Here is a 17,912-nt window from a genome sequence, read left to right on the forward strand (position 1 = left end):
TGTCAGATCTCCTTTTTTGATGCAATAACGGTCATTCTGCTCGTTCTGCCTGCTGCCGACAGTATGCAGATCAGCCATTTAAAGAAAGGCTTAAAGATCCCTTTGGTCAGATACTTCAGCCAGGACAGGCGTTTTTTTTCATCCAGGGCATTATCGAGACTCTTGATAAAGTCCCTGTCCGTCCTGTGGTGCAGGATCCCCTGCAGCGTAAAGCCGTATGTGACCAGATACTTCGAAATCGTCCTGGGTGAAAAATGATATACATGGTTAGGCAGGTGGAGACCGTAGAAAAAACCTCTAAAAAGTCTGGCCTCGGCCCCCGAGATATCCGGCAATACCAATATGAGCCTGCCGGAGGGCTTTAACCATCTGTTTATTTTCCTGAGGGCTTCTGCAGGCGAAAAGACGTGTTCGAGGACCATTCTCATGACAACGACATCAAACGAATTTTCTTCAAAGGACACACTATCCAGATCCTGACATATCAGATCGATATCAAACACCTTCTTGCAGGCAGCCGCCGCTTCGCTGCTCATTTCTATGCCCTGCACGTTCCATCCCATGCTCTTCATGCCATGCAGGAATTTTCCGTATGAACTGCCGATCTCAAGCAGTGCCCCGTTCGGGACATAATCCGGTATCGCTTCAATGGCGAACTTATGTCTTTTGATCAGATAATAAGGGAGCAGAAGAGCCCTGCGAAAAGGCGAACTTTTTTTTGCGCCGGGATAACCCCTGAAATACTGCAGCATTGACCTGTAGCTTCCGCTCAGGACCTTCATCGGCTCAAGGTCCTTTTCGGTGAATACATAATAAGAGGTGGACGCAGGATAGAAAGCAGACATCTCCGTTCTGTTGGGCCGGGGATTGGTATAGATCAAACCGCACGCCCTGCATTGGACAACGGAAAATATCCCCTCAATCCTGTTGATATGATCCCTGGCCCTCAGATAGGGCTGACAGTCGAAGCTCCCGCACAGATCACATGAAACCGTTTCCATCAGGGCATATTTCCGTTGGTCCCGACAGCTCAGCCGGCAGCGGTATGATCGCGCTGCAGCTCAAGGAGTTTGGCATACTTCAGGAAGGAACCTCCCGCCCTGGTGATTGCAATGACAAAACCGTCAAGGCCGTCGAGAAAACCCCGCTTTAGGATATAGACCTGAATGAACATTGTGGCCCCATGCAGGAATGGAGTAAAAGCATTCACGCGCCTGCCTGCATCAAAGAGTTCTTTTGCCATGTCCGTAGATCTTCCCTCCATGATCTTAAGCATGTCAGAATAAGAACCAAAGCTGAAATGTTCAATCGGTGCATGGGTCAAGGCCAGCGTGCCACTGGTGGCCCAAATGCCGTGGGTTATGGATCTGTAGCGCCCTTTGCTCTTTTTGACGAGACGTATTATTCTGTCCGGCCACCAACCGCAGTGTTTGATCCATCTGCCATGGAAGTAGTTCTTTCTCGGAAAGCTGTATGCGTCCGCACCCTGGTCATTGTCCAGGAGTCTTCTGATCTCAGCCTTTGTCTCCTCAGGGATTCTTTCATCAGCATCAACGATAAGGACCCATTCATGGCTGCATTTATCTATGGCGCTGTTCTTTTGGGGACCGTCACCCTTCCAGTCTTCTACAAATACCCTGCAGCCGAGATCAGTTGCTATCGCAACCGTTCTGTCGGAGCTCCGGGAGTCGACAACTACTATTTCATCGGCAAAGGAGACGCTTCTCAGGCAGTCCGGAAGATTCTTCTCCTCGTTCTTTGTGATGATCGCAACAGAAAGAGGGATTTTTTCAGGATACATGTAATGCCTCGGATCGTCCGGCAAACAGAGAAAGGGCTGTAGCCGTTGCAAAGGTGAGTACCTGGGTATCGCTCAGGCTTCCGATGATGAAAACTGCGGTAAACGCGAATACAGAGAATCCCGGCATTGAATGCCGGCCTTGCCAGCCTTTTTTCAGCAGGAGATAGAGAAGGTAACAGAAGGCTGCCAGCCCAACTATGCCATAACTCACCATCATGTGGAGAAAACTGTTATGGGGATGGTCATGAAAGGGAAGCGAGGGGTCTTCCTTGTAGCTTTCCCATGATCTCCTGAAGCCGCCGGTGCCGATACCGGTCAATGGGTTTTTCCTTATCTCGGATACGGCGATCCCCCACATCTGGAACCGCAGCCCCAGAGAGGTATTACTATTACCCGCGCGGTAATGAACAATATCTTCCTTGGCCTGTATAAAACGCGAACGTATGACAGGGGAAACAAACAGAAGGGATGCAGCAATGATACTGACCGCAATTATTTTTATGATATGCTTTTGCCCTATGATGTTGTACACGACAAAAGGGGACAATATTATCAGGGAGATATAGCCGCTCCGCCCGCCGACGTATCCGATGGTGAAGAGATACTGGAGCATGAGCGACGCGTACAGCAGGCGCTCTCTTGTTGATTTCGATTTCAGGACGCCGAAAGACGCAATGAGTATTCCGGTCGTAAGGAGCAGGGAATAGGTGATATGCGGCGAACTTCCTCCGAGAAGACCGGTTGCAAGCCCTTTCCTGAGAGAAAGTATCCCTGCGAACTGCAGCACTGAGATGACACTGTTGACCGAAAGTCCGGCGAGAAACATCCTGATGATCAGGTCAGGCTGCCGCTCTTTATCCGGGAGAGAAGCAAGGGCTATTGCGTACAGCCAGTAGTGGGTTTTCAGGGCGATAGGGAGTCCGTATGAGGGCACGGGGGAGTAGAGGAGTCCGATCCATGGGACACTCACGATTATTATGACAGGAAGCATCAGGTCAGATCTGGAGAAGGCCTGTATGCCGGCGAGAAATTTTCCGGACAAGACCCAGACGATAAGGACAAAGGCACCACAAATGACCGTTGGAGATGTCGCCAGCGGGAGGGAAAAGAACATGCCCGAGTATCCTGCCCGGAGCAGCGTCTCGGGATCAATTTTTCTTAAAAATGCCATTTTCACAAAAGTATATATCCGCGTTGATCGTATCGTCCAGAAGTTTTTTATTCAGGTCTCCTACGGTTTTGTTTGTCGGATGCCAGAGATGAAAGCAGATGGCGCTGAAGGGAGAGATTTTCTTTGCCAGACCGTATCTGATAAATCTGCAGGCAAGATCAGAGTCTTCATTTCCCCATCCGACATAATTTTCATTGAAGCCGTTTACGGCCATTACATCCTTTCTGAAAAAACTCATGTTGCATGATTTAATCCCTACGAGCTTTTTATTCCTGACCGACATTGAATAAGGAAGGCGTATCAGATGGTGGATATTGGAAAGTTTGCCGGTCGCGGCCAATTTCAATAACATCAGAAAAGAATTGGCCTGATGATGGTCGAAATATTCCATGGACTCTTTATTGACAAGGACCCTTTTGCCCTGGATGAAATATCCTTCTTCAGCAAGGGAAAGGTGATCCAATACAAAGTTCCTATCAACCACGCAGTCGCCGTCCAGAAGGATAATATAATCGCCGGAAGACCGGGCTATACCCGAGTTGCGGATCTTTCCTGCCCGGAAGCCTTTATTTTCCTGCCAGACATGCAGCAGCGGGAAACTGAACAGGGCGGATGATCTTTGGATCAGCTCCGCGGTATCTTTCCCTGAACCGTCGTCAGCGATAATGATCTCATCAGGAGGTTTTATTTGGCAGAGAAAACCATCGAGCACCTTCTTTAAGTACGCAGGACTGTTATAGGTCGATACGATAACGGATACTTTCAATCATTTGCCCCAGTCGAGCCTGGTCTTCGTCCTGTTATGCAGGAATTTTTCTGCGGAAAGGGCTGCCTTTGCACCGTCTGACACGGCTGCTACCACCTGGCGCACTTCAGTGCATATGACATCGCCGGCAGCGAATACGCCTGAGAGGGATGTTTCCATCATCCTGTTCGTATCGATGCATTCCTCTTCCGTAAGGGGCACAGCACCATACAGAAAATCTACGATAGGCTTGCTGCCCTGAATATAGACAAATACGCCTGCCATGGCGAGCTGGAGCTCCTTTTTATCGGCATCAACAAGGTTGATCTTTTCGACCGTGTCTCTGCCTTCGATGGATGTGACCGTATGGCTGAGAAGAACCTTCAGATTTTGAGCTTCAAGGGCAGGGTGATCTTCGACCTTCAGTTTTGGTGTGGGCGAGATGAGATAAACCGTCTCCGCAAAGCGGGTAAGGTACCCTGCTTCCTTGACTGCCTCTTCTGAACTGCCGATGACGCAGACGGTCCTGCCTTTGAAAAAGGCGGCATCGCAGACAGCACAGTAACTTACCCCCCTGCCCAGGAACTCCGCCTCTCCCTTGATCGCAGGCTTTCTGCCCATTGAACCTGTTGCAATGATCACACTCCTGCCCTTATATCCTCCTTCCATGGTGAAGACTTCCTTGATCTCGCTGCCGAGATTCACACCTATGACCTGAGCTTCCACGTATTCTGCGCCGAACCTGATTGCCTGGTCCCTGAAAAGATCGAGCAGTTGCCTCCCCGAAACAGGACCCGGCACGCCCGGATAGTTTTCGATATGGCCGGTGTACGCAAGTGCGCCGGCGGTCTTTGATTTGTCCAGAACAACTGTCCTGAGTTTGGACCGCGACGCATACTGGGCTGCAGCAAGGCCTGCCGGCCCGCCGCCTATGATCAGAACGTCATATATATTCTCTGTGTCAGACATGGGTCCTCCCTACAAAAGTCTCAAAATATTGTAATACGTATCCCGCTGGGCAGGGACAAAGCCGGCCGAGCGGATGGCGCTGATGATGTCATGCATGGTGACCGCATAGCTCACGCCGGTAGCGGCCACGACATTCTCCTCGATCATGGTCGAACCGAAGTCATTCGCACCAAAACGGAGGGCTACCTGAGCCATTTTCAAGCCCTGGGTCACCCACGAGGCCTGGATGTTCTCGACGTTGTCGAGATAGATCCTTGAAAGCGCCAGCACCCTGAGATAGTCAACAGCTGTTGCTGCATGAAAAGTTGACTTTTGAGTTTTGAGTTTTTTCACGGCTGACGGCTGATTACTGACGGCTGATTGCTGATTCAATTCCGTATTGCCCGGCTGGAATGACCAGGGTATGAAGGCCGTAAATCCGCCTGTTCTGTCCTGAAGCTGCCTGACGGCATCAAGGTGGGTAATGATGTCCTCAGGTGTCTCGATACTGCCGAACATCATGGTCGCTGTTGTCCTCATGCCAAGCCTGTGCGCTGCTTCCATCACCTCGAGCCAGCGCGAGGACTTGATCTTCCTGGGGCTCAGCACCTCCCGCACGCGGTCAGAAAGTATCTCTGCGCCGCCGCCGGGGATCGAGTCCAGACCTGCAGACCTCAGTATCCCGAGAGTTTCCCTTATGGTCAGGTCTGATGCATCTGCGATATAGCAGATCTCCGGCGGTGAAAAGCCGTGGATATTGATATCGAACCGATCCTTGATAGAAGAAAGAAGATCAGTGTAATAAAAAATATCGAGTGCCGGGTGGAGGCCGCCCTGGATAAGTATCTGTGTGCCGCCGAGCTCGACCGTCTCTTCGATCTTCCTGAATATGGTATCCGTGTCAAGCAGATAGGCATCCGCATCATCTTCATCCTTCCAGAATGCGCAGAAGGTGCACTTATTAATGCAGATATTTGTGTAGTTGATGTTCCTGTCTACAACAAAGGTGCAGATCTTATCAGGATGGAGCGTTCTCCTGATAGTATCCGCCCACATGCCCAGGCCAAGCAGGTCGGCATTTTTGAATAAGGCAAGCGCCTCTTTACCGCTTATCCGGCTGTTGATCCGTTGTGTCGTCATCAGTATGTCCTGACCGCCTTATAAAATGAATCCCGCTCTACAGCTGTTTTGCCTGCCTTCTGTATCAGGTTCACCAGCTGTTCTGCCGTGAGCTTTTCACCGGCCAGTCCCCCCGCCGAATGGGTGATCTTCTCCTCAACGATTGTGCCGTCAATATCGTCAGCCCCGAACAGGAGAGCAAGCTGGGAGATCTTTTCTCCCAGCATGATCCAGTAGGCCTTGATATGAGCAAAATTATCGAGGAAGATGCGGCTCACTGCTGCTGTCCTGAGATCGTCGATGCCGGAGGTATAGCTGCCCTTGATCTCCGTATTTTTGGGGTGATAGGCAAGGGGGATGAACGCCTGGAAGCCCTTTGTCCTGTCCTGCAGACCTCTCAGGCGCGAGAGATGATCGACCCTGTCAGCAAGGTCTTCAACATGTCCATAGAGCATGGTCGCATTCGTCCTGATGCCGACCCGGTGGGCTGCTTCCATCACCTCGATCCAGCGGTCACCCGGGATCTTTTCCGGACAGAGCCGGTTCCGTATGCCTTCTCTGAAGATCTCTGCGCCGCCGCCCGGCATGGAGCCGAGCCCGTTCTTTTTCAGGGCGGTAAGCGTATCGTGAAGAGAACGTCCGCTGATCTTCGAGAAATAATCGATCTCCACTGCAGTGAATGCCTTGATATGGAGCCTTGGAAAATGTTTTTTTATGGCAGAGATCATGTTGAGATAATGCTCAAAGGGCCATTCAGGATGAAGGCCGCCAACGATATGGACCTCGGAAATGCCGAAAACAGCCTGCCTGCCTGCCGGCTTGCCCGCCCGCCCGCCAGTTTGCCCTTCGCCAATCTTCTTGATTATTTCATCTATGGTGAGCTCGTATGCGCCCTCCTGCCCCTGAGACCTGCTGAATGCGCAGAACTTGCAGCGGTTCACGCAGATGTTTGTCGGGTTGATATGCCTGTTCCGGATGAAATAGGCCTTGCTTCCGTTTTTCTTTCCGGCCACATGAGATGCGAGAGCGCCGAGGGTGAAGATGTCGTCGGTCTCGAAAAGGCGCAGAGCGTCCTCTTCGGTGATGCGTTTGCCTGCGAGGACTTTTTCCCGTATTCCGGAGAGCATGGAACATTATAAATCAAAACACCGGTCAAAGACCAAAAGGCTCTCGGCCAGGACTGCTTTTATTGACCTGCTGTTGTGGCCTATGGTATAACAATTAGCTCCTTGCTCTTCCCTTGGGGAAGGGCTTTAATCTCCCGGTCTGCGGGAGAACAATCCATAAGGAGGTGTTTGCATGAACATCTACGAGAACGTCGTCATCCTCAACGCCTCACTCTCTGATGAAGAGATCAATGCTGCTGTTACAAAGATTAAGGACGTGGTCGCAAATTCCGGCGGTGAGACAATCAAGGCAGATCTCTGGGGCAGAAAAAAACTTGCCTATGAGATAAAGAAGCAGCAGAAGGGCTTCTACGTGCTTTTTATCTTCAAGACCCCGGCTGCCTCGATCAGAAAGCTCGAAGAACTTTACAAGGTCTATGATTCGGTCATTAAATTCATGGTGATCAAGCTCGGGCCAAAGCAGGTCAAGGCACTGGAAGCTGCGCAGGCTGCGGCGGAGGCTGCTGCCCAGGCGGCTGCGCAGGCTGCTGCAGAGGCAGAGCAGGCACCGAAAGAGGCTTAAATGTTCAATAAGGTCATACTCATAGGCAATCTTACGAAGGACCCTGAGCTCAGATATACTCCGAAGGGAACGCCGGTATGCACCTTGAGGCTTGCCTCCACTACAAGATACAAGTCCGGCGACAGCATGAAGGATGACACGTTGTTCATCAATGTTGTCGTATGGGGCAAGCAGGGCGAGACCGCGGCCCAGTACCTTGCCAAAGGCAAGTCTGTCCTTGTTGAAGGAAGACTGCAGGAGCAGCGCTGGGAGACTGACGGCCAGCAGAAGTCCCGGTTTGAGGTCGTTGCGCAGGGAGTCCGCTTCCTCAGCAAGAAGGATGAAGGAGGCTCTCACGACAGCGGTGCTTCCGATGACTTTGCCCCCCCTGACGAGACAACGGACCTTGAGCCGTTCTAAAAAATAACGATCGAATAAAAAAAGGAGATACTATGGCAGCACCACAGAAAAGATTTCAGAGAAGAAAGTTCTGCAGGTTTTGCTCCGAGAAGGTGGATTTCGTAGATTACAAGGACATCAAGTTCCTCAGAGGCTACCTCACGGAGAGAGGAAAGATACTTACCCGCCGCATGACCGGAACGTGTGCGCTCCACCAGCGGGTGCTGAGTGAAGCGATCATGAGGGCAAGAAGCATTGCTCTCATCTCTTTTATCGAGAGATAAGATGCGCATACCGAAATCATGGGTTCCGATCATGGCAAAAAAGATCATTGACAACCTTATTGCCGGACAGATGATCACGCCGAAAATCCCTGTAGAGAAGCTCATTGAACAGGCGGACGCGATCATTCTTGCGGAACTCATGATTGAGGACAGGCTGAACAACGAGGTGCGGGAGCTCCTGAAGAAGCACGAGACGGATATCGAGCGCAACCGGATGGACTACCGCAAGCTTTTTGAGCTTACCAAACAGAAATTGGTAAAGGAAAGGAATCTGGTCCTATGATGCTCTCTGAAGACAAGGTCTCGCATCTCAGCCATATCCTTCTGAACAAGCTTTATGATCTGGACATCATCGATATGGATGAGGATGAGGAAGCGACCGTCAGGAAGGAGATCAAGCGCACGATCGTGGGCGAGCTCAAGATCGGCGAGGAGATCGACCAGATCGTCAGGAAGAAGCTTCTGTCATTCTCAAAGAAACTCGTAGAAGGTAGCGCTGAATGGGAAGTTCTCTACAACAAATATTTCCGGGAAGAGGAGACAAAAAAGGGAAGAGCTACTGGCTGAGGGGAGCATCTGTTCTTCTGCTCGTTGCCTCCTGGGCCGGCCTGCTGCTTAATTATCCTGTCCAATTTCCCCGAATCTGGTTTCCGTTCACTGCAGTTACCCTTATTGCCTGCGGTGCGTTGCATCTGCTTTCGGGAAGGCGTGAATATGCGATAGAGTTCCTCTACGCTATCCTTCTCATTCTTGCCGGCATAATAGATATCTCGGCCTTTTTGTGGCTCAAGCTTGCCTATTTCCCCTTTATCATCGCCATGACCAGATTTTACCGCATGAACGTCATCATTCCTCTTGCGGTTCTTGTACCCTTCAATGCGTTAAGGTCATTTACGATAACCAGGGAAAACATTGCAGGGGAAGCGGCATTCTCTTTTTTTTTGATCCTCACGTCTGTCGTTGCCTCGTTTATGTTCAGGGTACTGCGCAGTGAAAAGGAGAAGGCGGTCAACGAGCTGGCGAAGATCACGACCGGCGCACGCGAGAGGACGCAGGACACCGAGATGGAGTCCCTCGGCAGCGATGAGCTTATCTCCCACTACTTTGCGTCGAAGATAAGGGCAAACGAGGAGATCCAGGAGCTGCTCCATGCGATAAAGCATGCAGTGTTCGCTGATGCTGCATACTTTTTCGAGTCACACGGCGATACCATTTCCCTGCGGTGCTCCACAGACGACAAGGGGAAGGTGATCATTACCGGCAAGGGAGTACTGGCGACCTGCCTGAGGGAACGCAAGCCTTTTCTGTCCGGCGAAGTTGATGAAAAGAATATCGAGGTCGGCTACATCAAGGACGCCAGGATCCTTTCGCTCATTGCGGTACCGGTTATGGAGGGCTCCACGCCGGTAGGACTTCTTACGGTCGACTCCTCTCGGTACCATGCCTTCAACGAGCCCGGGCAGATGACCGTTAAAATGTTTTCCGGCCAGATCGCAAAGATACTGGAGCGCGAGAGAGTTTACACGATTATCAAGCATGACATCACGGCGCTCAGGATCATCAAGGAGTTCAGCTCAAGTCTTGCCGCATCGATCCATTATGACGATGTGGTCAATAAGCTGTGCCACTATTCCCGGCAGGCGTTTTCCGGAGCCCCGTTCTTTTTTGAGCATGGCATGCAGGGTTTTCAGGCAAAGCAGTTCCCGGGTGAAATCTCCGGAGCGCCGAAAGAGATAGACTTCCGGGGGACTCTGGCAGGCCTTGCTATAGAGAACAGACATAAGGAGTATGTCAGCGACATCAGGCAGTTTGTGATGAAGGTGCTGCCTCCCCAGTTCAGAACAGAAGATGCGCGCTCGGTGATCGCGGTGCCGCTTTTTTTTGAAGGCGACCTGATCGGTATTTTCGGGATGCTGTCAACACAGAAAGAATTTCTTGACAGCAGACAGATCAGTCTTGTCGAGGTGATGTGCAACCAGGCGGCGACGTCGATCGCCAATGCCAAGATGCATGCGGAGATCGAGCGGATGGCGACAACAGACGGTCTTACCGGCCTGTACAACCACAGGGTCTTCCAGCAGAAACTGACCGAGGAACTCAAGCGGTCTGAGCGGCATGAAACGCCGCTTTCCCTGCTGCTGACTGACATAGATTTTTTCAAAAAGGTAAACGACACGTACGGCCATCCTGTGGGAGACCTTGTGCTCAGGGGCGTTTCAAAGATCCTGCTGCATGAGATCCGGGACATCGATATCGCAGCGCGGTACGGCGGCGAGGAGTTCGTTGTGATCCTGCCGGGCACGGACAGCGTCGGCGCAAAGAACATTGCGGAGAGGCTGAGAAAGGCGATCATGGCAGAGACGTTTTCTTCTGACAACAGGACCCTGAAGGTCACGACGAGCATCGGTATTGCTACCGTGCCTGCTGATGCGCGGACCAAGGAAGAGCTGATAGAGAGAACAGACCAGGCACTTTATCATGCTAAGCATAATGGCAGAAATCAGAGCGTGAACTGGGAGATGATCCGATAACCGTATGGACTATTTTATCTCCGAAGTGAGCGATGCTGAGATCAAAAAAGAGCGGGCCAAAGCGCGCGAAATGAGGCATTCCCCGTGGTGGAAGAGGAGGCTTGCAGAGGGCCGCTGCTATTATTGCAGCCAGCCGTTTCCTGTACAGGAACTGACCATGGACCATATTGTGCCGCTCGTGAGAGGCGGCAGGTCGACCAAAGGGAATTGCGTGCCTGCCTGCAAGGAATGCAATAATAAGAAGAAGCATATGCTGCCCATTGAATGGGAGGAGTATCTCACTGCCATGCAGCAGGGCGAAGAATTGGAATAGGGCATGATGCAAGACGATCGCTTTGTTATCCCTGCCCCATGATCAGTCTTACGCAATACATTATGATAACAGGAAAAGATACCGTGCAGAATAAAGGATGGACCGTAACGCTTGCAGGCATAGGCATCAACCTTGCTCTCGGCGTACTCTACGCCTGGAGCGTTATCAAAAAGGCGATACCGTCAGAGTGGGGCTGGTCTGACGCGGACAAGGCGCTTCCGTACTCGATCGCCTGCATTGTCTTTGCGCTGGTGATGGTGCCGGCCGGAAGACTGCAGGACCGGGTCGGGCCGCGGTGGGTCGCAACTGCGGGCGGCCTCCTGACCGGGATAGGCTGCATTATCGCGTCCTATGCCGTTACCGTGCTCTGGTTCGTGATCGGCTTCGGGATCTTCGCCGGTGCCGGCATCGGTCTGGGATATGCATCTGCCACCCCGCCTGCGGTCAAGTGGTTCTCTGCACGCAAGACCGGTCTTATCGCCGGCCTCGTGGTCGCAGGCTTCGGCCTTGCCTCGGTCTACATCTCGCCTGTTGCGAACTACCTCACCGGCTTCAGCCTCACCGGCCAGCCGCTTCCTGAAGTGGTGGAGCTGGCGCGGGCTAAGGATCTGGCCGACAGGGAATACGAGAAGGCGCGGACAGAGCTGGCAACGACCCAGGCCGAGTTCGGCGGATTGGACATTGCGCATGTCGTATCAGACCTTACTGACAAGGATATTGCCCGCAAGGATGCAGCAGCTCAGCTGCTTGCTCTGAAGGAGCGCAATATCCACCGGACGCTGCTCTTTTTCGGCGTCGGCTTCCTGATCGTGGTCACACTGCTTGCCCAGTTTCTGATCGCGCCTCCGGCAGGGTATCAGCCCCCTGATGCCGGACCCGGTGCTGCGAAGGCTGCTGCTGCCGCCGCAATAAATCTTGGGCCGGGTGAAATTCTGCGGACGCCGCTCTTTTACCTCCTTTGGACCATGTACGCCTTTGCTGCAGGCGCCGGCCTTATGATCATCGGCAACATCACCACGATTGCGAAGCTCGGCAAGATCGAGGCAGGCTTCATCCTTGTTGCCCTGCTTGCGATCGGCAATGCCGCAGGCCGGATCATCGCCGGGATGCTCTCTGACCGGATCGGACGCCTCTGGACCATGTGCATCATCTTCCTGTTCCAGGCCGGTCTGATGATGGTGCTCCGCACAGGACTGGGCAATATGACCGCCTTTGTTGTTGTCTCGATGCTCCTGGGATTCAATTACGGCGCCTGCCTCTCGGTCTTTCCCTCAGCAGTAAAGGACAACTTCGGTCTCAGGAACTTCGGTATAAACTACGGCCTTGTCTTTACGGCCTGGGGTGTCGGCGGCTTCATCTTCCCGCTTGTTGCCGGCAGGCTGTTCGAGACGGCAAAGAAGAGTACAGGCACCGGTAGTTATAATGAGGCCTATCTGATAGCTGCCGTGGTGCTGGTGCTTGCTGCAGTGCTGACCTTTGCTGCGCGGACGATCGAGAAGAGGCACAAGGACCGCTTTGCACGGTGAGGGCGGAATACTCTGCATCCGCTGCAGAGGTGCTGTTGTCAGCGGACTGACCGGGTTGACTTCCGGGGATTCATAACCATGCAGATCCCTCCCTATCTTCTGAATGAACATTATGACGACCGCTATTTCGATGTGGTCAGTGCCATTGAAGAAGCAAAGCATATCTTCTTTCAGGGCTGCAGCCTCCTTGATGCCTTTTCAGCCATGGGGCCGGGCAGCAGGGAATTCAGGATAGGTGAAACAGGCTTCGGCGCAGGCCGTGTCCTGATCGCCCTGATGGACTTTCTGGAGAGCAGCGCCTTGAAGGATCTGTCCATAACGTACAACTCCGTTGAACTGCATCCGATCTCTGCTGAACGGATGGCCTCGATCCTCGAACCGTTCAGGCCCCAGGTCGGCCCGCTCATAGACCTGCTTGTCCGGACCTATGGCTGCCTTGAAACCACCAGATCGGGCTGGCACCAGATGCAGGTCACGCGGTCTTTCGGCATCCTGACCCTTAATCTCTGGATCGGCGAGGCGCTTGAAATGGTCCAGGCACTTGCTGCGCCCTGTGACGCATGGTTTCTCGACGGCCACGGGCCGAAGAAGAACCCTTTCATCTGGCGGCCTGAGCTTCTCCTGGCGATCGGAGAGAAAAGCGTGTCAGGCGGTGCCTGTGCCACCTATACAGTCGCCGGAGCGGTGAGGCGGGGACTTATGGCCGCAGGTTTTGCCGTTGAGCAGGTCCCCGGTTTCGGCGGGAAAAAAGCAGTGCTCAGGGGTATAAAGCAGTAGTTCAGAGATGGTCCCATGGCGGCCGGGATCGATAGACCTCCGTGCCCGCTGGCAAAGATGGCTGACCTTAACCCTCAATATGTAATAATTAGTTAAACTGCAATCCCAATATCAATTTGACAAGCAGGGATCTCCCTGTTACTGTTTAGCTGAATAAAGGTTTCCGAATTATTATTTATCAGGGGGAGTATTATGAAAAAAAGAAAACAGGTTGTCTCAGCTGCTCTGGTCTTTCTGTTCCTGACATTGGCCGCCCTTGTCCATGCCGAAGAAATAAAGGTCAGATTGAATGTGCCTACGGTATTTTGAGCATCAGCTGCAATGACGGCAAGTTTTGCCGTGGAGGCCCTTGCAGGGGTAAAGAAAGTTGATGATGATCAGGAGAAGCGTACGCTCACCATTATTTTTGATGACAGCAAGGTTACGGTTGAGGCAATTAAAGAAGCATTAATAAAAGCCGATCACAGAGTTGAGGGTAATGGTGAAATATTGTCAAAGTGACCAATAGGAGCATCGAACAGTAAGAAGTCAGTATCTGCCACCGGTCCCTGAACAGCTCTCGAGCATCTTCTCCTGGACCCCGGCCTCGCGGGTTGCGGGCCGCGACGTGCAGCGTATGTTCTGTCCTGTCATTATCTAAGCAGGGAACCAGCCGTACCCGCCTCTGCCGAGCAGACGGGTGAGTCCGATGAAGATCACATACCATCCGACCAGGAGGACCAGAAGGTCGAGCACCAGCCACAAAAGAGCAGACCATTTGAGGGAGAACCGGTACCTGGTATCCTTCTCAAAGAAGAACATATCCAGAAAGCCGGCGGCAGGATGGGCAGCGATGAAGAGGCCGAGCATAACGCCGGTGATCCCGTCACCCTTGGCCGTTCCGGTCAGGGTCTGAAAATAATAGAGCAGACCGCTGTACGCGATCCCCAGCGCAGACGCAGCAAGCATCATGATCATGCGTCTTCTGTTCATAGCGCCTCCTGCCTGATTTCCGTGTGTCTCACCGTCAGTCCGTTCCCCGTGATTCAGTCTATCACATGTTCAGTCGGGACAGGGTTGAAGAGTCCGGGGCAGGTGACGGGCGATTCTGATCTGCTTGAGATCAAAAAGTATCAAGGGTCAAGGTCCTGCCCCCCGAGGGATTTTGAGGCACTTTTTATAATTTAAGATCCAGGGCGCATCTTAAACGAAAACCGCAGAAACGCCCAAAAGTGACAAAGGCCACACCGCCTATCCAGATGACCACGCCGAGGACATGTATTGCAGTAAGAGCTGAAATAAGCATGGCAACCTCCCTTTCCTGCTGCATCTGACGTTCTCTCACAGCAGCTTCAGCAAGTTCGGCGAAACCTGCCAAATACCCTGATGCATTTCAGGGACTTGCTCAAACTTTCGTTACAATCAAAGGTGCAGCTCTGTAATGCGTAATGCGTGAAGAGTAAACTGTAATCGCCCTCCGGAGCGGGTCCGCCGGGGCGGATGAATCGTGAAGGTTCTCAGAATTGCATAAGCAGGGATGCCAGGGTGACACCCCTGCTTATGACGGATAATCGCTCTCAGGCCCTATTACTTATCGTGATACTTGAACGAGAGCTTTACTTTTGCCCGGTAAGCCTTTATCTTTCCGTCCTCGATATGCATATCGAGCTTCTCAACCTCAGCAACGCGCAGGTCCTTTAACGTCTTGGATGCCATCTTGACCGCAGCAGTTGCAGCTTTTTCCCATGATTCCGTACTTGTTCCTACCAGCTCAATGACCTTGTAAACACTTTCAGGCATGGTCTGCTCCTTCCGGCACATCTCCCCTGAGGAGGCGGGGTGCGCCCGGTTGCGTATTTATCGCGGCGGCAAGGCCGCCGTTGAAAGGCCGTAAGGCGTAAAGCGTGAGTCGTGAATCGTAGGGCGTAAGCAGTTCAGATCATTTGGCCACCGGCGCAGCAGGGTAGTATTTTTTTATATCTGTCAGGATATCCTGCTTCAGTTTTTCGAGCTCTTTTTTGAAGGTATCGCTGGCCAGTACTCGTCTGGACAATGCATCGACCCTTGTGGAGATCGTGTCATGCATAAGCTCCCCAACCTGGGCCGTCTGCTGATTGATCGATGTCTGGGTCTCATTGATGGAAGTCTGAGTATTGATCGTGGCCTCAATAAGCCGTTCCATCTGAGCGTTGTTGTCCGCCAGCTTCTGATCAATGGATTCAAGGAAAATGAGCAGTTGATCGAGCTTGTCTGCTGTCTGTCTGGCGGAGATCGCAGTCAGCTGAGACGGATCTGCCATCTGTCCTTCGCAGTACCCGGGCCTGCCGGGATCGGTCGACGGCACCCATCTGCCGATGCAGATTATCGATCCGGAGCCGCCGCGGACGACGGTATAGCCGCCGATCTCCTGGGTTTGGGACTGGGCTGACGAAGCGCAGATGATAATGAGCGCAAAACAAACTGTAGCAATACCGATGATCCTCTTCACGATCCCTCCTGCATTGCAATAATTTGACTCTGAAGTCAACTCCTCTTTCAGCTTCATTTATAACATACAACAGGCAATTAGTCATTATGTTTAGTTCAGCATGTCAAACCATAGTTCATTCTGCTGCTCATGGCTTTCTGAAATGGGGCCGGGAAGTGGGACCAGCCTGCATTATCTTGATAAGACCGCATGGAGACGTGCCATAATAGAAAGTATGCAAAGAGCTTCTTCACCTGCTGCGTTGTCTGTGCAGAGGGCAGATCAGATATCTGCTCCGGAAGTTACGATATGGTGTATCCATTTCGAGTGCTATAAATACCTCAGGGTCTGCAATAGATGCCGTGTCCGGATCAAGTGCGGGAATTATCTGGATTACTGGTCCCCGCGTTTTGATTTTTGATTTTTTGCGCTTCCAAAACAGCTGCAGGCCTTCACCGTGAAGCAGGTCTGAAGATTATGCCGGGAAACACGCAACCCCTTGATTTTAAAGTGGTGCGGAAGAGGGGAGTTGAACCCCTACGGATTGCTCCACTGGATCCTAAGTCCAGCGCGTCTGCCAGTTCCGCCACTCCCGCATGATTAATTGTAAGAGAATTTTTTGCATGAGGTCAAATATCCCGCTGTCTGACAGGGCTTTCAGCTGTCTTTATAAAATAAATTATTCATTGTATGATAAGCGATCATGCATAAGATGAGCGCTGCTATTATTGAAAAATAGAATCAGAAAAATTGGCGAATTACTGGCACTCACGCTTGCTGATACCGGCGCCGTTCTTCTCGTTTTTGAACTGGCGGTATCGATCAGAAAAGTCTTGCCTCTTCTCTTTCATTCCAGCTTTCCGGATGATGCGCCGATTGCCGGCCCCTTGCGTCTGTGGTGGATATTTGTGGTCTGGATATTCTTCTTCTATTATGAAGGTCTCTATACACGGATGTTTTCCTACTGGGATGAGATCAGGATCTTATGGAGGGTTTCATTCCTTTCAACGATAGGGATTTTTACCATTGCTTCAGTTGGCAAAATAAGCGATGAAATATCCCGGACCGTTATTGTCCTTATGGGCCTGCTGGCGGTTGTGTTGCTGCCTTTGATACGAATGACCGCAAAAAAAGCACTGAGAAGATCTGGTCTCCTGAAGAGAAGGGTTCTGATCCTCGGCGCCGGCAAAACAGGAAGGCTTATGCTGAAAGCGCTGATGAGAGAGCCGAATTATGGCTATACCATTATTGGTTTTGTGGACGATGACCCCGAAAAATGCGGCAAGATGATAGAAGGCATAAAAATCCATAGAGGCGTGGACAAGGTAATGCATTACATAAACCGGTGCAGCATTGAAGATATTTTTATTGCCATGCCGGGCGTGGGCAAAGAACGGCTTCAGACGCTGATAAACAAGCTGCAGCATAAGGTTAAGAATATTCTGTTTGTGCCTGATATATTCGGCATTGCAGTATTGGGAACGCATTTGCGGCATTTTTTCTATGAAGAGGCCTTTGCCTTTGAGATGAATAATAACCTCTACCGGCCGGTCAATATCCTGCTAAAGAAATGTTTTGACCTGGTTATCAGCTTCGTGCTGCTGCCCCTGCTCTTTTTCCCCATGATGGTATTGATCGTTCTTATCCATCTCGATTCAAAAGGGCCGGCCATATTTTCTCAGGAAAGGGTCGGGAAAAACGGAAGAACGTTCAGATGTTATAAGTTCAGAACGATGTATGCCGATGCCGAAGAACGGTTAAAGGATCTTCTGGAAAATAATCCTGCAAGAAAGAATGAGTGGATTACTTTCTGGAAGCTCAGGGACGACCCGAGAATTACCCGCGTTGGGAAATTTTTGAGAAAGACATCACTGGACGAACTGCCGCAGATAGTGAATGTTCTCAAAGGTGAAATGAGCTTTGTTGGGCCGCGGCCGGTGACCGTGGATGAAATACAGGAGTATTATAAAGAAGCTGCTGATATATGCTATAGTGTGCTTCCCGGTATAACAGGCTTATGGCAGGTCTCCGGACGCAGCAATACGGTCTATGATTACCGGATCGCCATGGATTTATGGTACGTAAAAAATTGGCAATTATGGCTGGATATTGTTATCTTGTTCAAGACCGTAAGAATAGTATTGCAAAGGGAAGGAGCTTATTGACCGGGCACTTGGGGCGCGG

The 17,912-nt window shown here is 51.6% G+C and carries 22 protein-coding genes and 1 tRNA gene; 11 read left to right on the top strand and 12 right to left on the bottom strand.

Annotated features, from left to right (window positions below):
- Positions 1-2 precede the first annotated feature (2 nt).
- The 7 genes from HZB62_06705 to mqnE are packed head-to-tail and all read right to left on the bottom strand — an operon-like array spanning position 3 to position 6,911.
- On the bottom strand, positions 3-1,001 hold the full coding sequence (locus HZB62_06705) for a class I SAM-dependent methyltransferase (GenBank protein ID MBI5074842.1): 999 nt from the start codon (positions 999-1,001) through the stop codon (positions 3-5).
- A gap of 29 nt (positions 1,002-1,030) precedes the next feature.
- The gene (locus tag HZB62_06710; GenBank protein ID MBI5074843.1) at positions 1,031-1,801 is read right to left on the bottom strand and encodes a glycosyltransferase family 2 protein; all 771 of its coding nucleotides are present in this window, start codon (positions 1,799-1,801) and stop codon (positions 1,031-1,033) included.
- The gene (locus HZB62_06715) at positions 1,791-2,915 is read right to left on the bottom strand and encodes an O-antigen ligase family protein (protein ID MBI5074844.1); all 1,125 of its coding nucleotides are present in this window, start codon (positions 2,913-2,915) and stop codon (positions 1,791-1,793) included. Before HZB62_06715 ends, HZB62_06710 begins: the two co-directional genes overlap by 11 nt.
- A gap of 34 nt (positions 2,916-2,949) precedes the next feature.
- Positions 2,950-3,738, bottom strand: a complete 789-nt coding sequence (locus tag HZB62_06720) for a glycosyltransferase family 2 protein (protein MBI5074845.1) — start codon at positions 3,736-3,738, stop codon at positions 2,950-2,952.
- Complete coding sequence (locus HZB62_06725) at positions 3,739-4,686, bottom strand: FAD-dependent oxidoreductase (protein MBI5074846.1); 948 nt, start codon at positions 4,684-4,686, stop codon at positions 3,739-3,741. It abuts the gene before it with no gap.
- Between the two features lie 9 nt (positions 4,687-4,695).
- The gene (gene mqnC / locus HZB62_06730; GenBank protein ID MBI5074847.1) at positions 4,696-5,805 is read right to left on the bottom strand and encodes a dehypoxanthine futalosine cyclase; all 1,110 of its coding nucleotides are present in this window, start codon (positions 5,803-5,805) and stop codon (positions 4,696-4,698) included.
- On the bottom strand, positions 5,805-6,911 hold the full coding sequence (mqnE, locus tag HZB62_06735) for an aminofutalosine synthase MqnE (protein MBI5074848.1): 1,107 nt from the start codon (positions 6,909-6,911) through the stop codon (positions 5,805-5,807). The genes mqnC and mqnE overlap by 1 nt, the downstream gene beginning before the upstream one ends.
- A gap of 172 nt (positions 6,912-7,083) precedes the next feature.
- On the opposite strand from mqnE, the gene rpsF reads away from it, so the two are divergent.
- From rpsF to HZB62_06785, 10 genes are all read left to right on the top strand, one after another.
- Positions 7,084-7,473 (top strand): 30S ribosomal protein S6, encoded by a 390-nt coding sequence (gene rpsF / locus HZB62_06740; protein ID MBI5074849.1) that lies wholly within the window; start codon positions 7,084-7,086, stop codon positions 7,471-7,473.
- Positions 7,474-7,872, top strand: coding sequence for a single-stranded DNA-binding protein (gene ssb, locus HZB62_06745; GenBank protein ID MBI5074850.1), 399 nt, complete (start codon positions 7,474-7,476; stop codon positions 7,870-7,872).
- A 32-nt stretch (positions 7,873-7,904) separates the two neighbouring features.
- The gene (locus HZB62_06750; protein ID MBI5074851.1) at positions 7,905-8,135 is read left to right on the top strand and encodes a 30S ribosomal protein S18; all 231 of its coding nucleotides are present in this window, start codon (positions 7,905-7,907) and stop codon (positions 8,133-8,135) included.
- Between the two features lies 1 nt (position 8,136).
- Positions 8,137-8,418, top strand: coding sequence for a DUF507 family protein (locus tag HZB62_06755; GenBank protein ID MBI5074852.1), 282 nt, complete (start codon positions 8,137-8,139; stop codon positions 8,416-8,418).
- Entirely contained in the window at positions 8,415-8,702 is a 288-nt protein-coding gene (locus HZB62_06760; protein ID MBI5074853.1) for a DUF507 family protein, read from the top strand. Before HZB62_06755 ends, HZB62_06760 begins: the two co-directional genes overlap by 4 nt.
- Complete coding sequence (locus HZB62_06765) at positions 8,636-10,666, top strand: diguanylate cyclase (protein ID MBI5074854.1); 2,031 nt, start codon at positions 8,636-8,638, stop codon at positions 10,664-10,666. The genes HZB62_06760 and HZB62_06765 overlap by 67 nt, the downstream gene beginning before the upstream one ends.
- A gap of 4 nt (positions 10,667-10,670) precedes the next feature.
- Positions 10,671-10,979, top strand: coding sequence for an HNH endonuclease (locus tag HZB62_06770; protein MBI5074855.1), 309 nt, complete (start codon positions 10,671-10,673; stop codon positions 10,977-10,979).
- Positions 10,980-11,041: 62 nt separating this feature from the next.
- Complete coding sequence (locus HZB62_06775; protein ID MBI5074856.1) at positions 11,042-12,505, top strand: OFA family MFS transporter; 1,464 nt, start codon at positions 11,042-11,044, stop codon at positions 12,503-12,505.
- 78 nt (positions 12,506-12,583) lie between these two features.
- Positions 12,584-13,282 (top strand): tRNA (5-methylaminomethyl-2-thiouridine)(34)-methyltransferase MnmD, encoded by a 699-nt coding sequence (gene mnmD / locus HZB62_06780; protein MBI5074857.1) that lies wholly within the window; start codon positions 12,584-12,586, stop codon positions 13,280-13,282.
- A 321-nt stretch (positions 13,283-13,603) separates the two neighbouring features.
- The gene (locus HZB62_06785) at positions 13,604-13,783 is read left to right on the top strand and encodes a hypothetical protein (protein MBI5074858.1); all 180 of its coding nucleotides are present in this window, start codon (positions 13,604-13,606) and stop codon (positions 13,781-13,783) included.
- Positions 13,784-13,918: 135 nt separating this feature from the next.
- On the opposite strand, the gene HZB62_06790 is transcribed toward HZB62_06785, so the two are convergent.
- The 5 genes from HZB62_06790 to HZB62_06810 form a co-directional block, all read right to left on the bottom strand.
- Positions 13,919-14,254 (bottom strand): hypothetical protein, encoded by a 336-nt coding sequence (locus HZB62_06790; protein ID MBI5074859.1) that lies wholly within the window; start codon positions 14,252-14,254, stop codon positions 13,919-13,921.
- Positions 14,255-14,438: 184 nt separating this feature from the next.
- Positions 14,439-14,639 carry a hypothetical protein gene (locus HZB62_06795; GenBank protein ID MBI5074860.1) on the bottom strand — a complete coding sequence of 67 codons (201 nt, stop codon included), beginning with the start codon at positions 14,637-14,639 and terminating at the stop codon, positions 14,439-14,441.
- A 209-nt stretch (positions 14,640-14,848) separates the two neighbouring features.
- Positions 14,849-15,061 (bottom strand): dodecin domain-containing protein, encoded by a 213-nt coding sequence (locus HZB62_06800; protein MBI5074861.1) that lies wholly within the window; start codon positions 15,059-15,061, stop codon positions 14,849-14,851.
- A 139-nt stretch (positions 15,062-15,200) separates the two neighbouring features.
- Positions 15,201-15,749 (bottom strand): hypothetical protein, encoded by a 549-nt coding sequence (locus tag HZB62_06805; protein MBI5074862.1) that lies wholly within the window; start codon positions 15,747-15,749, stop codon positions 15,201-15,203.
- A 490-nt stretch (positions 15,750-16,239) separates the two neighbouring features.
- Positions 16,240-16,324 (bottom strand) — tRNA-Leu (locus HZB62_06810).
- Positions 16,325-16,456: 132 nt separating this feature from the next.
- Between HZB62_06810 and wbaP the strand changes: the two genes are divergently transcribed.
- Entirely contained in the window at positions 16,457-17,893 is a 1,437-nt protein-coding gene (gene wbaP, locus HZB62_06815; GenBank protein MBI5074863.1) for an undecaprenyl-phosphate galactose phosphotransferase WbaP, read from the top strand.
- Positions 17,894-17,912: the final 19 nt, after the last annotated feature.

Source organism: Nitrospirota bacterium, assembly GCA_016214855.1.
Classification (GTDB): Bacteria; Nitrospirota; Thermodesulfovibrionia; order Thermodesulfovibrionales; family UBA6898; genus UBA6898.

What these genes read in the sequence shown, in the direction of transcription:
- HZB62_06705 (MBI5074842.1), bottom strand. Translation starts at nt 1,001, where the DNA reads ATGGAAACGGTTTCATGTGATCTGTGCGGGAGCTTCGACTGTCAGCCC.
- HZB62_06710 (MBI5074843.1), bottom strand. Translation starts at nt 1,801, where the DNA reads ATGTATCCTGAAAAAATCCCTCTTTCTGTTGCGATCATCACAAAGAAC.
- HZB62_06715 (MBI5074844.1), bottom strand. Translation starts at nt 2,915, where the DNA reads ATGTTCTTTTCCCTCCCGCTGGCGACATCTCCAACGGTCATTTGTGGT.
- HZB62_06725 (MBI5074846.1), bottom strand. Translation starts at nt 4,686, where the DNA reads ATGTCTGACACAGAGAATATATATGACGTTCTGATCATAGGCGGCGGG.
- mqnC (MBI5074847.1), bottom strand. Translation starts at nt 5,805, where the DNA reads ATGACGACACAACGGATCAACAGCCGGATAAGCGGTAAAGAGGCGCTT.
- mqnE (MBI5074848.1), bottom strand. Translation starts at nt 6,911, where the DNA reads ATGCTCTCCGGAATACGGGAAAAAGTCCTCGCAGGCAAACGCATCACC.
- rpsF (MBI5074849.1), top strand. Translation starts at nt 7,084, where the DNA reads ATGAACATCTACGAGAACGTCGTCATCCTCAACGCCTCACTCTCTGAT.
- ssb (MBI5074850.1), top strand. Translation starts at nt 7,474, where the DNA reads ATGTTCAATAAGGTCATACTCATAGGCAATCTTACGAAGGACCCTGAG.
- HZB62_06750 (MBI5074851.1), top strand. Translation starts at nt 7,905, where the DNA reads ATGGCAGCACCACAGAAAAGATTTCAGAGAAGAAAGTTCTGCAGGTTT.
- HZB62_06755 (MBI5074852.1), top strand. Translation starts at nt 8,137, where the DNA reads ATGCGCATACCGAAATCATGGGTTCCGATCATGGCAAAAAAGATCATT.
- HZB62_06760 (MBI5074853.1), top strand. Translation starts at nt 8,415, where the DNA reads ATGATGCTCTCTGAAGACAAGGTCTCGCATCTCAGCCATATCCTTCTG.
- HZB62_06765 (MBI5074854.1), top strand. Translation starts at nt 8,636, where the DNA reads ATGGGAAGTTCTCTACAACAAATATTTCCGGGAAGAGGAGACAAAAAA.
- HZB62_06770 (MBI5074855.1), top strand. Translation starts at nt 10,671, where the DNA reads ATGGACTATTTTATCTCCGAAGTGAGCGATGCTGAGATCAAAAAAGAG.
- HZB62_06775 (MBI5074856.1), top strand. Translation starts at nt 11,042, where the DNA reads ATGATAACAGGAAAAGATACCGTGCAGAATAAAGGATGGACCGTAACG.
- mnmD (MBI5074857.1), top strand. Translation starts at nt 12,584, where the DNA reads ATGCAGATCCCTCCCTATCTTCTGAATGAACATTATGACGACCGCTAT.
- HZB62_06785 (MBI5074858.1), top strand. Translation starts at nt 13,604, where the DNA reads ATGACGGCAAGTTTTGCCGTGGAGGCCCTTGCAGGGGTAAAGAAAGTT.
- HZB62_06790 (MBI5074859.1), bottom strand. Translation starts at nt 14,254, where the DNA reads ATGAACAGAAGACGCATGATCATGATGCTTGCTGCGTCTGCGCTGGGG.
- HZB62_06800 (MBI5074861.1), bottom strand. Translation starts at nt 15,061, where the DNA reads ATGCCTGAAAGTGTTTACAAGGTCATTGAGCTGGTAGGAACAAGTACG.